We start from the raw sequence: 14,385 nt of genomic DNA, 5'->3' as shown, positions 1-14,385 counted from the left end.
GCCGATGCTCTGCGAAACGCTGATCGATGACCGGCTGCCGGAGCTAAAATGTTCCAGTTGATCGCGCCCTTCTTCCAGGATCTCTACGACCGCACGGGCCTCAATTTCATCGTCTTCTACGACAGCTATGAATATGGGCGCTTCCTGTCCGGCATCAGCATATCGCTACAGCTGATCTTCTGGTCGATCGTCGTGTCGCTGGTGATCGGCGTCTTGGGGGCCTGGGCGCAAAGCGCCCGGTCTCCCGTCCTGCGGGTGCTGATGGATGCCTATATCCAGGCATTCCGCAACACGCCGCCGATGATCCAGCTCCTGTTCTTCTATTTCGCTCTCGGCGCCTTCACGCCGCAGGTCGATGTTGGCGGCTATTACCAGCCGCTGATCTCGTCCTTCGCCTGGGCGATCATCTCGCTCGGCATTTTCGGCGGCGCCTTCAATGTCGAGATCTTCCGCGCCGGCTTGGAGGCGGTGCCGGGATCGACGAAGGAAGCAGCCGAGAGCCTGTGCATGAGCAAGTGGCAGATATACCTGTATGTCACCCTACCGCTGGCCTTCCGCATCAGCCTGCCGGCCCTCACCAACAATCTCGTCAGTCTCGCCAAGACGACATCGCTCGCCTACGTCATTTCCGTCCCGGAGATGACCTATACGCTGAACCAGGTGTGGTCGGACAATGTGAACGTGCCGGAGATGATGTTGCTCCTGTTCCTGTTCTATGTGCTCGTCGTCTCGCTCCTGGCCGCCGGGCTCCATTTCATCGAGCACAGGCTGACCCTGCCGGGATACGGCCAATGAGCGGCGCGGCTTTCCGTATCGAAAGGGGCCGCTTCGCAGAAGAAAGCTTCTGCTCGCGCATCCATTGGCGGCACGGGCTGTGGCTGGTGCTCGCCTTCTTCGGCTCGCTTGCCTTCGCCTATGCCCAATCGGACCCCCAGCAGCAGGCCCCGTCGGCCATCGCCACGCTGATCCTGTGGCTGCCTTTCATTCTCAAGGGTTTCGCTCTCAATCTCCTGATGAGCTTCATCGCCATGGCGGTCGCAACCCTTCTGGGGATCGGGCTGGGATTGCTGCGGGTCAGCCGCTCGAAGCTGTTGCGAACGCCCGCATGGTTCGTGACGCATCTGTTCCGCAATTCGCCGTGGCTGGTGATCCTGTTCACGGTCATGCTGCTGGTGCCGTTCGAGATGCGCCTGCCCGGCGCCGGAACGGTGGCGATACCGGACTGGATCAAGGCCACCTTCGCCTTTTCGCTACCGGTGATGGCCAATATCAGCGAGGTGCTGCGCGGCGCCATCAACTCCATCCCGAAGGGTCAGTGGGAATCGGCGGAGAGCCTTGCCTTCACGCGTGGCCAGACCTTGCGCTGGATCATCCTGCCGCAATGCGTCAGGCGCGCCATTCCGCCATGGATGAACTGGTACGCATTGCTGGCGCTGGCGACGCCGATGGCCTCGATCCTCGGTGTGCACGAGGCGGTCGGCAATGCCCAGGCCGCCATGGAAGCGGCGGGCGCGCGGCCGGAATTCCTCATTCCGTTCTATCTTTTTCTTTTGTGCCTGTTCTTCGCCTACATCTATCCGATCGCAATCTGGACGCGGAAGCTCGAGCGAAAATATGTCGTTGCAAGTTAAATCGAATACCGACGAAGCAAAGCTGAAATCAGGCTGGTCGCCGGACATGCCGATCATATCGCTGCGCGACGTGCACAAGTCCTTCGGCGCCCTGGAGGTGCTGAAGGGGATCAGCTTCGATGTCCGCAAAGGCGAGGTGATCTGCGTCATCGGCCCGTCCGGCTCGGGTAAATCGACGCTGATCCGCTGCATCAACGGGCTCAGTCCTGTCCAGAAGGGCTCGATCAAGGTCGAAGGGCAGGAGGTGAACGACACCAAGCTCGATCTTCTCGCGCTGCGCAAGAAAGTCGGCATCGTGTTCCAGCAATATAATCTCTTCCCGCACAAGACGGCCCTGCAGAACGTCATGATGGCGCCGGTCCTGGTGCTGAAGGAGCCGAAGAGGGAAGTCGAGGAGCGCGCCCGCGCGCTGATCGCCAAAGTCCGCCTGCAGGGCAAGGAAAACGCCTATCCGGGAGAACTGTCGGGTGGCCAGCAGCAGCGCGTCGCCATTGCGCGCAGCCTGGCCATGCGCCCCGACATCATGCTGTTCGACGAAGTCACGGCGGCGCTAGATCCCGAGACGGTGAAGGAGGTGCTGCTCACGATCAGGGAACTGGCGGCAGAGGGCATGACCTGCATCCTCGTCACCCATGAGATGGGATTCGCCCGCGAGGTGGCGGACCACATCTATTTCACCGACCGGGGCGTGATCGTGGAGCACGGCCCACCGGACGAGTTTTTCACCAAGGCGAAGGATCCCAGGACGAGGCAGTTCCTGAGTCAGGTTCTTTAGGGCCGCAGGCCCTCGGACTAGGAGTTTAGGCCCAAGACCCTTGGGCCTCGGAAATTGAACCAACAGGCCGGCAACGGCGACGCGCGGACCGATCCGTCTGCGCGAGCGATCGTGCTCGGCCGGAATTCGGCAGGAGAATGAAATGAACGGGCCGGTCAAGACCATTACCAGGGATCCGCTGCTGCAGCCGCTGACCATCAAGAAGCTGACATTGCGCAACCGTATCATAAGCACCAGTCATGCCTGTGGCCTGGAAGTCGGCGGCATGCCCGAGGAAGCTTATCAGCGCTATCACGAGGAGAAGGCGCGCGGCGGATTGGCGCTATCGATGTTCGGCGGCTCGTCCAACGTCGACCTGGATTCCCCCAACATCTTCCGGCAGCTCAATGTCGGCACCGACGCGATCATCCCGCACTTCCAGCGCTTCAGCGCGCGCATGCATGATCTCGGTGCGGCGCTGATGTGCCAAATCACCCATCTGGGCCGCCGCGGCGATCCTTATGCCGGCGACCGGCTTTCTACGATCGGACCCTCGCCAGTGCGCGAGACGCTCCACCGCAGCATCCCCAAGGAGATGGACGAGCACGACATAGACCGTGTCGTGAAGGCTTACGCCCAGGCTGCCCTGCGCTGCAAGGAAGGCGGTCTGGACGGGATCGAGACCCTGGCGGCCGGGCACCTGATCGGCCAATTCCTGTCGCCGTTGACCAATCGCCGCACGGATCGTTTCGGCGGCGCGCTTGAGAACCGCCTGCGTTTCGGCCTGATGGTCCACGAAGCGATCCGCAAGGCCGTGGGGGATGATTTCCTCGTCGGCATACGTTTTGTCGTCGACGAAGGCCCCGATGGCGGCCTGAACTTCGAGGAATGCGTCAAGGCGGCCCTGATGCTCAAGGCGGGGGGAGGCGTTGACTTCTTCAATGCCATTTACGGCACGATGGATACGACACGCGCGCTTGCGGAGGAGAACATGCCCGGCATGGGCTCGCCGCTGGCTCCATGGATCGAACCGGTCGGCGCCTTCCGCCACGAGGTCGGGTTGCCCGTCTTTCACGCCGCGCGCATTGCCGATGTCGCTTCGGCTCGCTTCGCGGTGGCGGAAGGCAGGCTGGACATGGCGGGCATGACGCGCGCCCAGATCGCCGACCCCCATCTGGTGGAGAAGCTCGCCGGCGGCCGCGAGGCCGAGATACGCCCTTGCGTTGGCGCCACGCATTGCCAGTCGCCGTATCGCCCCTCCTGCCTGCACAATGCCGCGACGGGCCGCGAACTGACGCTGCGCCACATCATCCAGAAGACTGACGGACCTGCCCGCAAGGTAGTCGTCGTCGGCGGCGGACCGGCCGGCCTGGAGGCGGCGCGTATCAGCGCCGAGCGCGGCCATGCCGTTTCGCTCTACGAGGCGGCTGGCGATCTCGGCGGGCAGATCCGGATCGGCGCGACCGGCTCCTGGCGTCGCGACCTCATGGGCATTGTGGAGTGGCGCGAAGCCGAACTGCAGCGTCTCGGCGTTGCCGTCCATACCAACGCCTATATGGAAAGCGCCGATATCGCCGCGCTTGAACCGGATGTCGTCATCCTCGCCACGGGCGGCCTGCCGCAGATCGACCTGCAGGAGGGCGCGGAACTCTGTCTCAACACATGGGACGTCCTGACCGGACAGGTGCCGCTGCATGGCGAAGTGCTGATTTACGACGGAACCGGACGGCATCCAGGCCCGCTTTCCGCCGAACAAGCCAGAGATGCAGGTGCGGAGGTCGCCTATGTCTCGATCGACGCGCAGCTTTCGGAGGAACTGACCTATGCCGAGCGGCTGCGCTGGAAGAAGCGCTTCCTGCAGCTTGGCGTGAGGCCAGTCTTCGAGAGCCGACTCTTCGCGGTTCAGCGCAAGGACAACCGGCTGGAAGCCAGCTTTGTCAATGAAATCTCGCGGGAGGTGACGAGTATCCTTGTCGACCAGGTCATCGTCGAGCAGGGCAGCATTCCCATGGACGAAACCTATTTTGCGCTGCGCAGCCACTCGGCGAATGATGGCGTCACCGATCTCGACGCCATGGTTAAGGCGGCGCCGCAACCGCGCCTGCGGGAAAGCGGCTTCGAACTGCACCGTATCGGCGACGCGGTTTCGAGCCGCAACATCCATGCCGCGGTGCTGGACGCCTTGCGCATATGCAGCGCGCTGTGACGGTGCGCGCGCCGGCGGTGTCAGCGGCCGATGCGGTCGAGAAACTGATACCAGCCCGCCACTGTGCGCACCGCCGGCTCGCGCAGGAAATAGAAGGGGATGGATTGCGGCTCGTTGCGTTGCATCAGGCCGAGTTCCGGCCTGTCTCCCAGCATCAGGTCGACGGCGCGGCGGCCCATGAGGCCCGACATGGCGATGCCGGCCCCGTTGTAGCCGAGCGCGAAACCGGTCCGCTCGTCGAGCATGCCGATCTGCGGCAGGCTATCCATGGTCATGGCCACGAGCCCCGACCATCGGTGGGTGATCGCGGTGCCGGCAAGCTGGGGGAGCATCTCCTTCAGCGCCCTTTCGAGCGCCTGGAAGGCGGAGGCGGAATCTTCGCGCCCGAAGGCCCCGCGCCCGCCGAACAGCATCCGGTCGCCGGCGGGTCGAAACCAGCGCATCATGCGCCGCGTCTCGCTGTAGCTGCGGCAGTGCCGCATCAGCGTGGCCCTGAGGTCGGCGCCAAGCGGCTCGGTCGCGATCATGGCGCTGCGGAAGGGGATCACCGTTCCGCGCACCGGCGCAGTGGCGGCGGTAATGTCGGAATAGCCGTTGGTGGCGATCAAGACATGCCTGGCTGCGACCTGGCCCCGCGCCGTCGTCAAAACGGTGCGGTCGCCGTCCTTCCGGCGTGCCACCACGACCGAATTCTCGAAGATCTCGCCGCCCCGCGTGCGCACTGCGCCGGCAAGCCCCCGCGCATAGTTCAGCGGATGAACGATGCCAGCATGGGTGGAAAGCACGCCGCCGACGAAATCGGCCGAACCGGTTTCCTCGCGCACCGCGCTGGCGTTGAGTATGGTCAGGCTGGCATCGCCGAACATACCCCGCGCCGTCTCCGCTTCGGCCACGAGCCTTTTCTGGGCAAGTTCGTTGTGGGCGCAACGCAAATTGCCGGTCTGGATGAAGCCGGCGTCGGCAATACCCAGTTCTTGGATATTCCGTTCGACGCGATCCATCGCATCATGGCCGATGCGGTGCATGCGCCGCGCCGCTTCAAGCCCATGGTGCGCCGCGATGTCGCTTAGCGAGGCGCGAAACTTGGTGGAAACGACCCCGCCATTGCGGCCGGAAGCGCCCCAGCCGATTTCGACCGCTTCCAGAACGACGGGATGCAGGCCGCGCTCGATGGCGCGCAAGGCGGCATTGAGGCCGGTATATCCGCCGCCGATGATGGCGATATCGGCCTGGACCGCGTTTCCAAGCGCGACCGGCGGCGGCGCCGGCGAGGCCGTTTCCAGCCACAGCGATCGTGGATGTGCCAGGTCCTGCATCGGCATCGTCCTCCCTTGGGCGCCGGCGGAGCTATTCCCGCTCGACGGCGTCGGCGAGGTCGCGCAGTGTGGCGAAATGGAAATCCGGCTTCGTCACTTCGCCCGGATGCGGTGTGCCGCCATAGCCTTCCAGGTGCATCCGCCGCTCGATCCAGCAGACCTTGTAACCGAGCGAGCGGGCAACGCCGATATCATGATACTGGCTCTGTGCAACGTGCAGCATGTCCTCCTGGCGATAGCCGAAGGCGGATTGCCGCCCGAGATTATGCGAGAAGAAGCGTGGGTCAGGCTTGGCGCATCTGGCGTCGTCCATCGTGACGGCGTCGTGGAAAGGGGTCCCCAGCGTGTGCGAGTAGGCGCTGAAGGCAACGCGGTCGGCGTTCGTCATGGCGACCAGGCGGAAATGCCGGCGCAGCCGCTTGAGTGCCTCGGCGGAATCCTCGAATGCCGGCCAGCGCAGCACGGCAATCTGGAAAGCGTCGGCCGAGCGCTGGTCCGCAGGCAGGCCGAGCTTATGGGCCACATGGAGGTAGACGTCCGCCATCACCTGGCTGGAGCGGCCGGGATGATCGACGCGCCCTTCAAGATAGGGGGCGAAGAGATCGTCGTCGCTCAGCCCCTCGGCAGCCTTTCCCCCGATCGAGCGGAACGCGTCGAGAATGCCTTTCTCGAAATCGATGAGCGTCCCCACGACGTCGAATGTCAAAATTTTGAATTGCTTGAAGGACATCAGACCTGCCTCTCTTCCTCGCTGAAACCGGCTTCCGACCGGCGGAAGCTTGCGTTCAATGAACAGAAGAGGATGCGTCGCCGCAATTCCACAAATGCTGATCGGGGAGCTTACATTTTGTAATGTCCCGCCTTCGACACCTGCTTCCTTCGCTCAATGCGCTCGTGACCTTCGAGGCGGCCGTACGCTGCGGGACCTTTGCTCGTGCCGCACAGGAACTTTGCGTCACCGGCCCGGCTGTCAGTCGCACGATCGGGCGGCTGGAGGCCCATCTGGGCGTCGCGCTTTTCCACCGGACCGCTTCCGGCGCCGTCCTGACGGAGCAGGGCAGCGTGCTTTTTTCGGGAATTTCGGGCAGCTTCGACGAAATCGAGCGAACAGTCCTGCGGGTGCAGCAGTCAAGGCAGTCGGGAATGCGGACAGTGGTTCTTTCGGTGTCGTCTGCCTTCGCCACGCACTGGTTCATGCCCAGGCTAGCGCTGTTCCAGTCGAGATTCCCGAAAGTCGATATCCGCTTTCAGCTGATCAGCGGACCGCTTGGCGGAGCCGTGGACGGTGTCGATATTGCGATGCGCTTCGATCATGGCAGCAACGCCCGGCACGTCGCGCGCAAGCTGATGCCGGAATTGCTGGTGCCGATCCGCGCTCCTCACCTGCCGGAAAAACAGGCGCCCACCGGCACGTTCATGCCGGCGCTCGACAGGATCATCAATCTCAGCACGGCAGAACCGGACTGGTCGGGCCTGTTTTCGGAGAACACGGCAAATGGCACGGCGGGCGGGCTGCAGTTTTCGGACTATACAGTCGTGGTCCAGGCCGCCCTGCTCGGGCAGGGCGTCGCTCTCGGCTGGCTCAACGTCGTGTCGCATCACCTGGCGCGCGGTGTCCTGGTGCCGGTAGGCCCGGTCATGAAGACCGGCCGGACCTGCGAACTGGTCATCGCCCGCAAGCAGGAGACTCCTGTAGTTTCCGAGATCTGCGATTGGATAGATACCGAATTCACCACCGATATGAAGCGCGTCGACGCGCAGTATCCTGGCCTTGAACTTGGTGCCGATCCATCGCGCCAGGAAAATGGCCGTAATCCGATCAGGAGTTCATCCCATCCAGCGTCTTGCGGCGGATTCTGATAAGGGTGTTTCTCCATTGCTCCAACGGCTGCGGCGGCATCGCGCTTTTCAAGGCCGTCGAGTATTAGGGTGTGATCGCGGACGCTCAGTGACACGGCGCCCTTCGCCAAAAGCCCCGGCGGCGGAATTCCAGGCCGAACGAATACATCTTGTGCAGAAAATCGGCCAGAAGCGGATTGCCGCCGGCCCGACAGATGGCGTCGTGGAATTCGGCGTCGGAAATCTGAAACTTGACGGGATCATACGTCATCTCGCGCTGCGCCTCGACCAGGCGTCTCAGGCGCTGGATTCCGGCATCGTCCATGCGCTCAACGGCGAGACGAACTGTCGGCAATTCGACGAGGCGCCGTGCCTCGTAGATTTCATGCGCCGACGAGCTGTGATCATCGTCGACCTCTGGCGTGCGACGCACGACCACACGCCAACGGTCATCGTGCTCCTGCGGCGCAGGCGTGAATCGGGATCGCGCGTTTCATCGCGGTCGAGCTCCGTCCAGGGCGTGGCACCGCGCACCGTCAGCGCAGCGTGGATCGGATTGGCGCGATCCGCATGATCGAGTCTCACCCATGACCGAAAAATGCCTACATATTTCGGATCAGCATAGCTCTGGCTAACTTGATACCTTCGAGATCACTCGCGAGGCGCTTCAGTGGCTTGCAGAGCGAGTCTCCGACCGGTCGTATCGAAATGATCTGCCTGTCACGGCTTGAGAAGTTGAGGAGCGAGGCAAAGACGGCTGATCAGCGAGCAGGCTAACTTCGCCATCGCACCAATTCCAGTGTGCCGTCCAGAATTATCTGTAGCTGTCCGGAATTAGTCAGGACGTCGCCGTCGTGCGCAAGTGCCAACGCTGAGATACTGACGCCATCTGGCTCAAGCGATTGTGGGGAAGTATAGAGCTGAACCTCGGTCGACAGGGCTGCTGCCTCGGGTACCAATCCTGGCGTCTTGGGGTTGACCAATCCGTTGGCCGACGTAAGCGGGTTGACCAACAAGGGCGCCTAATTCCACGCAAATCCAATTACTTAATGCCACCCCAGAATTAACTGTCATTGAGGCCATTGGTAAACTCGGTTTTTGGATAGGGAACCCTTACCTTCGGCCCGAAACCCTCTTGTTTTTAATCGCATAGGGCGGGTACCCAGGCCCATAATTCCGGACTGCTAAACCCCATGAAATGCCAAATAATTCCGGAGATCACACCACACTGCCCTTTTATGCGACTTTCGAAGCACAAAAAGCGAACATCAAGGCGGCGGTCTTGAACGGAACTGAACCGCAGGCTCACCAATTAACCCCGTTACGCCAAGGCAACCCTAAAATCATCCAAAACTCGAGCCAGTCCCGGCGCACCGATAAGCGTCACTACGCGTTCCGGCTGAAGCTTTCCCACTGCTCGATCATAGATGGCGAGATTGGTCCGCGCCGTTGAGTCGAGAAGGGTAAATGATCCCGTCAGGCCGGGACGGATGTTCGTAAAACGCTACCGACCATTGGCGAGCGAGATTGTGGTTCTGTGCGCGGACGACGTCACTCGGCACCCCCATCCTGACCGCATTGTCGCCTCTGAGGTCAACAAGACGAAGGTCTTCCACTGTCCTGACCTCTGCATAGCGCCGTTGTGTCAATTCCGCCTCGTCTATCGGGAGGTCGTCGAGAACCCCTTCGCGCCGATCTCGAAGCACCGCCTCAATGAAGCATACCTTCAAGGAGTCTCCGAGATAGAGAACACCGAACCGGTTGGCCTCGATACGGCGCCGAGGATCACTGAAGCGGCTTGGCGACTTGCCGTACCCCAGCGGATTGGGAAAGGTCCTCCAGTAGATTCTGCCGAATGTTTGCCCCGGCGCTATTGTTTCGATCTCGAGCGTTGCGCGCGCGAAATCGGTTGGAGGTGATAGGCCCGGCATTCAGTTGAAGTCGCCGCTGGCGATGCCTTCTGCAGCAGTTAACACCGAGACATCATCTCCGCGCTGAAGGGCTTGAAGTCCGGTCCGACCATCGAGCGCACCGTGCCGAGATACGAGAAAGCGGTAGACCGCCCAGGAATTGTTGCCCAACGTCGAATGGAGGATCGGCAGCGCCCCGAATGGACGGCCGTCCTTATCAAGTTGCCACACAGGGAAACGGAAACCCCGCTTGGCGCCATCGATCCCTAGCACCTGTCCGCTTTGCCGCTTGGCGTTGACCGTCACCCGCGATGTCCCGAGCAGCTTGGCAAACGCATCAGCACTGAGCATGTCTTCCCCCGAGACAATCTCGGCAACACGCTTCCGGCCGCGCTCGCGCGCACTGGCGAGCGCAGCTTCCAACTCGGCATCAGGCTTGCCCGCTTCCTCGATGGGAAACATGTCACTTGTAGCAAAGGGCTGCTCCTCAACCGGCGTGATCGTTTGCGCGTCAGCCGCTGGATCAACCTCTACCCGAAACGACACACGATGACCCACCTTGCGGCTGCGCGCGACGGCCTCCTGGTAACGTTCCAGCAGCACTTTCTTGAAATCCGCCTGTGCCGGCAGCTTCGCGGTAAAGCTCAGAGTGGCGGCTCTCGCATGCGATGTGGTCTCGCGATGATTGCTGCGCTTTGGAGCGGCCATAGTTGACGTCCTCTTGTATCCACCCAATGTGGAGACAAAATGCAAGTTCGTCAAGTTCGATAAATTCGTAAAGGAAAAGAGGGCGATTATGGACGCGACCGGCTGTGCCGTTTAATCGGCCTACCTATGGCCAGAATCGGTTATGTCCGCGACCCCTCGCAACACGGACAATCCCTCTCACAGCCGATAGAATGACTGACATTTCACATAACAAGCTGCTTTCCCGTAAGATTTCCGATTTCTGCCGTCTCCGGGTCGATCCGGTCCTGCCTCCGCAGGAAAGCGCGCGGATCAAATCATTCCTCCTCAATCTGATCGGTCTTTCCCGAATGCCGCCGCGAAGTCCGCGCGGCTACGATTGGGACGAAATCGCCTTTCAATGCGGCCTCGGCAAAGAAGCGCTGCAGGCTGCCAAGACTGCGATCGTGCCCGCATTGGATGCGATCGCCCGCAATACGAAAAGCCCGACCAGGCGATCAGCCGAAATCTCCGGCGGCACCGCAACGGAGTCCCCTACCCCGCGCGGCCGTTCCTCACTGCAGCCGACGGCAAAACCGATTGCAGCAAGGCCCAACAGGTCGATCGATCGACCGGAGAAACAGACCGCGACACCCCGGCAGAAGCCCGGCATCAAACCACGCGAGATCGAGGAATTCCCCGAAGCTCTGTTCAAGGAGTGGTCTGATCCGGCTTCGTTTCCGGAAGCGCTGGAACTGCACATGCGTCGCCATGGTGACAGCTACTGGCACCTCCATCGCGCCGTGGTCCGCGATGACGAGAACTTCGACGACTCCACAATCCGCCACTGGCTGCAGGGCTCAAAGGCGCCGCGCAGCGTGGCAAGCATGGAAGTGCTTGCCCGCATCGAGCGCCGCTACCGCCTTCCAGCTGGCTACTTCAAGACAAAGCTTCCCCATCAGACACGATCCGCTTCCGGACACATCCTTGACGATATCGGCGCGGCGGAGCGGCGGCGGATCGCATGGCATTTGCCTGATGATTTCAACGCACGCTCACGCGATGAACAGGAAGAGATCCTCAAGTGGGTGCAACGCGTGATTATCCGTGGTTCGACCGATTACAGACGGTTCCAGGCCGCCGCAATGAAACAGCGATATGCCATCCGTTTTCCTGGCATCACCTATGGCCAATCGGACCTTGCAAATGACGACTGCCGAGATCAGCGTGAAGAACATGATCATGACGGTCCATCCTTCACCGATCCCGACCTGATGTCCGGTGTCATCGACGCACCGCCAGCGCTTGCGATGGAAATGGTGGAACTGATCCGCTTCAAGACCGCAACGCTCACCGCATTCGGCCTCCAGCGCAACGGTGTCTGGGGTGAGGAAACAACGTCGCAAAAGATCGAACATCTCGGATTGATGTTCGGCGCTCTGGCTGCCCATCCGCGCGGCCCGGTACGCGGCTATGGCGTGCCACTGCAGCACCTGACCTTCGCGCTGTTCGTATTCCCCTCGGTCTGGGATTGGTATGTTCAATGGCGTGAGAAACGCCGCGGCTTCTACACGGCGTGGGAAGTGGACATGCTGAGGATTTCGCTGGCGCTTACCCGCAAGGAAACGGGCTGGCTGCGACAGCATCCTCATCTGGCGTCGCGACTACGTCCGATCGACGGATTGGTGTCGCAGAAGGATATCGATCGTGCCCGCGCGGATTGGGACGACGCCTGCGATGTCTACTTCAAGCACGCCTCCTCCCGGGTGAAAGAAATCCAACGCGTCGCGCGCGTCCATCGTGATCCGTTCGAGCCGATCATGCCGGTGCTGGAAGCCGAAAGCCCGGTTGGCGAGTATCGGAAGATCACCGAAGAAATTCTCCGACTGATGCCCGATGAGCGCCTCTACCGCCGTCCTGCGGCGGAGGCAGCTCGTTCATTCCTGATGCTACGCTTCGGGCTGCATCTCGGCTTGCGGCAGAAAAATCTGCGCCAGCTGATGGTCTGCGAGCGCGGGAAGCCGTCCCGTTCAGAGCGACAGCTTGCCGACATGAAGCGTGGCGAGCTCCGCTGGAGCGACCGCGATCAAGGCTGGGAGGTGCTGATCCCGTCGGTCGCATTCAAGAATGCCCACTCGTCCTATTTCGGAAGCAAGCCATTCCGGTTGGTTCTGCCCAATCTTGGCGGCCTTTACGATCATATCGAAGCCTATATCGATCGACATCGGCGCGCCCTGCTGGGAGAAATGGAAGACCCGGGCACCTTCTTCATCAAGACCGTGAAGACCACGAGCGCGGATGCCTCATACGACCAGAACACATTCTATGAGGCGTGGCGCCTGACTATCCAGCGATACGGCATATTTAACCCTTACACCGGCCGAGGGGCGATTCCAGGTCTTCTGCCTCACGGCCCGCACAATGTCCGGGATGTTCTGGCTACTCACATCCTGAAACAGACCGGCTCCTACGAGCAGGCAAGCTATGCCATCCAGGATACGCCTGACATGGTGGCGCACCACTATGGCCGCTTTCTTCCGCAGGACAAGGCGGCGCTTGCCGCACGAATTCTCAACCAGGTGTGGGAGGCAGCGTAGGCTGGTCCCGGGGGCATCCAGGCACTCGGTCAATGCTTGAAACAGTGCTCGCGATGCCAGGCCAGGAAATGCGGGTGCGGCCGTTCACTCGTCCTGGCCGCAGTCAGTGCGCGGCCGCTCTTGTTGATGATCGCTCTGATGCCGTCGACATCGTTAGCCTGCCGGGAAATCAGGATCTCGAGATCGTCTTGCAGGCTGATCAGGCCGCGGTCGAACAATGCGCTGTCCCGAAAGTGCCAGACCGTTGCTGACGATATCCGGTCCGTTGGCCTCGACGGGCCGAATATGCGCTGCTGCAACCTCGGCCCGTCCGCCGCCATTGATGAGTTTCAGGCCGGTGACGGCACAACGAGCGTCGTAGGCTCGCAGCACAATCTTGCGGAATACCCGATCTCGAACCAGGCGAGACGCAAGGTAGTTCACCCGGGCCCGGTCCTGCTCGAGGATGAAGGGGACCTGAGCTTCCGAGAATCCATCTGAGTTCAAATCTTCGTCGACGCGCGGAAGGAGAGGCTCGTTGTCATCCAAGCCAAGCGCGAGAATGCGCTCGAAATCTTTGCTCGACAGTGGCCGCACGGCTGATTGCGCACGGCCCGATATCCGGCCCTCATCATTCAACAGCCCCTTCTCGACGATAGCCTCACCATCCTGGAATGGCACCGGACCCGAAAAATCCAGATAGCTGCCCGGCTCGATCAACGCGAGATACATGCCAGGCGTGCCGGGGTCTGGGATGACCTGACGAACCTTCGCAACAGCGAAGTAGGCTCGTGTGTCACGGATTTTTCGGGGCTCGTAGTAGACAATCCAGTCGCCGACGCATTGTTGCACCCGACCCAGATACTGCCTGGGAAACTGATAGCATTCCGCAGGACTGTCGTCGTAGATCGAATCCGACCGGTGAATGAAGACCCCATGTCCCATAAGATAGCCATATCGTGCCGGGGGATTTGACGCGACCACCTACTTCGTTTCCCCACTGTGATTGCACGACTTTCCCGGCTGATCAGTGCGAATTATGCTCGGTGGCGAGAGTCGATATATCTAACTAGCGTCGCTGAAGGCTTCATTCCAAAAATGTCCAAGCATCCCCTCGTGGCCGGTATCGATCTGAAAACGGTCCGTGATCTCTTTGTCAGGCATCAAGAGACGCACTATCGCCTCTCGCTACGGCGATCGAACGTCTGAGATATCCTGCTGTAGAAGCAGACGCCTTTCTACGACGGCTGGCAAATGCAGGATATATCGAGTGGGCTTGGAACGACCTAGAAAGCAACGACTGGATCCTGACAGAACACGGTCGTCGGCTCGCCGCGGATGATCTTGGCCCAAGATTACCTGGCGCTCTTGCGCTTGGGGACGAGACTGCATGGAATTGTTCCGCGTGCTCATGTGTTCTTTACCGCCATGGCGCCAGCAAGCCGCAGCCCACCTGTCCTGCCGGATTAAGGCTGCCATTGCCTATT

The 14,385-nt window shown here is 61.2% G+C and carries 11 protein-coding genes and 1 pseudogene; 7 read left to right on the top strand and 5 right to left on the bottom strand.

Translation table 11 applies throughout. The features are described 5' to 3' along the window. Window positions 1–48: 48 nt before the first annotated feature. The 4 genes from FJ979_RS14480 to FJ979_RS14465 all read left to right on the top strand — a co-directional run bounded on the left by FJ979_RS14480 (window position 49) and on the right by FJ979_RS14465 (window position 4,591). On the top strand, window positions 49–795 hold the full coding sequence (locus FJ979_RS14480) for an amino acid ABC transporter permease (protein ID WP_140499588.1): 747 nt from the start codon (window positions 49–51) through the stop codon (window positions 793–795). After that, window positions 792–1,631, top strand: a complete 840-nt coding sequence (locus FJ979_RS14475; RefSeq protein WP_140523229.1) for an ABC transporter permease subunit — start codon at window positions 792–794, stop codon at window positions 1,629–1,631. The genes FJ979_RS14480 and FJ979_RS14475 overlap by 4 nt, the downstream gene beginning before the upstream one ends. After that, complete coding sequence (locus FJ979_RS14470) at window positions 1,615–2,406, top strand: amino acid ABC transporter ATP-binding protein (RefSeq protein WP_281405127.1); 792 nt, start codon at window positions 1,615–1,617, stop codon at window positions 2,404–2,406. The genes FJ979_RS14475 and FJ979_RS14470 overlap by 17 nt, the downstream gene beginning before the upstream one ends. 142 nt (window positions 2,407–2,548) lie before the next feature. Then, on the top strand, window positions 2,549–4,591 hold the full coding sequence (locus FJ979_RS14465; RefSeq protein ID WP_140523226.1) for an NADH:flavin oxidoreductase: 2,043 nt from the start codon (window positions 2,549–2,551) through the stop codon (window positions 4,589–4,591). 20 nt (window positions 4,592–4,611) lie between these two features. Here the strand turns inward: FJ979_RS14465 and FJ979_RS14460 are convergent, their stop codons facing one another. Together FJ979_RS14460 and FJ979_RS14455 are read right to left on the bottom strand one after the other, a co-directional pair. Continuing rightward, window positions 4,612–5,907 (bottom strand): FAD-binding oxidoreductase, encoded by a 1,296-nt coding sequence (locus FJ979_RS14460; RefSeq protein ID WP_140581759.1) that lies wholly within the window; start codon window positions 5,905–5,907, stop codon window positions 4,612–4,614. A gap of 31 nt (window positions 5,908–5,938) precedes the next feature. Then, on the bottom strand, window positions 5,939–6,637 hold the full coding sequence (locus FJ979_RS14455; protein ID WP_140523221.1) for an HAD-IA family hydrolase: 699 nt from the start codon (window positions 6,635–6,637) through the stop codon (window positions 5,939–5,941). 122 nt (window positions 6,638–6,759) lie between these two features. On the opposite strand from FJ979_RS14455, the gene FJ979_RS14450 reads away from it, so the two are divergent. Together FJ979_RS14450 and FJ979_RS33055 are read left to right on the top strand one after the other, a co-directional pair. Further along, window positions 6,760–7,767, top strand: coding sequence for a LysR family transcriptional regulator (locus tag FJ979_RS14450; RefSeq protein WP_140523218.1), 1,008 nt, complete (start codon window positions 6,760–6,762; stop codon window positions 7,765–7,767). 202 nt (window positions 7,768–7,969) lie between these two features. Then, complete coding sequence (locus FJ979_RS33055; RefSeq protein ID WP_246678956.1) at window positions 7,970–8,320, top strand: hypothetical protein; 351 nt, start codon at window positions 7,970–7,972, stop codon at window positions 8,318–8,320. 847 nt (window positions 8,321–9,167) lie between these two features. Here the strand turns inward: FJ979_RS33055 and FJ979_RS14440 are convergent. After that, on the bottom strand, window positions 9,168–9,677 hold the full coding sequence (locus tag FJ979_RS14440) for an RES family NAD+ phosphorylase (RefSeq protein WP_318012529.1): 510 nt from the start codon (window positions 9,675–9,677) through the stop codon (window positions 9,168–9,170). Then, entirely contained in the window at window positions 9,678–10,364 is a 687-nt protein-coding gene (locus FJ979_RS14435) for an XRE family transcriptional regulator (RefSeq protein WP_140581754.1), read from the bottom strand. A 191-nt stretch (window positions 10,365–10,555) separates the two neighbouring features. On the opposite strand from FJ979_RS14435, the gene FJ979_RS14430 reads away from it, so the two are divergent. After that, complete coding sequence (locus FJ979_RS14430) at window positions 10,556–12,919, top strand: hypothetical protein (protein ID WP_140581751.1); 2,364 nt, start codon at window positions 10,556–10,558, stop codon at window positions 12,917–12,919. Between the two features lie 29 nt (window positions 12,920–12,948). On the opposite strand, the pseudogene FJ979_RS14425 reads toward FJ979_RS14430, so the two are convergent. Then, window positions 12,949–13,843 (bottom strand): annotated as a pseudogene (locus FJ979_RS14425) (restriction endonuclease). Between the last annotated feature and the right edge of the window lie 542 nt (window positions 13,844–14,385).

This window comes from Mesorhizobium sp. B1-1-6, assembly GCF_006443035.1.
In the GTDB taxonomy this organism is placed as follows: Bacteria; Pseudomonadota; Alphaproteobacteria; order Rhizobiales; family Rhizobiaceae; genus Mesorhizobium.
The sequence above is the reverse complement of the archived record's forward strand: the minus strand, read 5'-3'. Positions and strand labels throughout refer to the sequence as shown.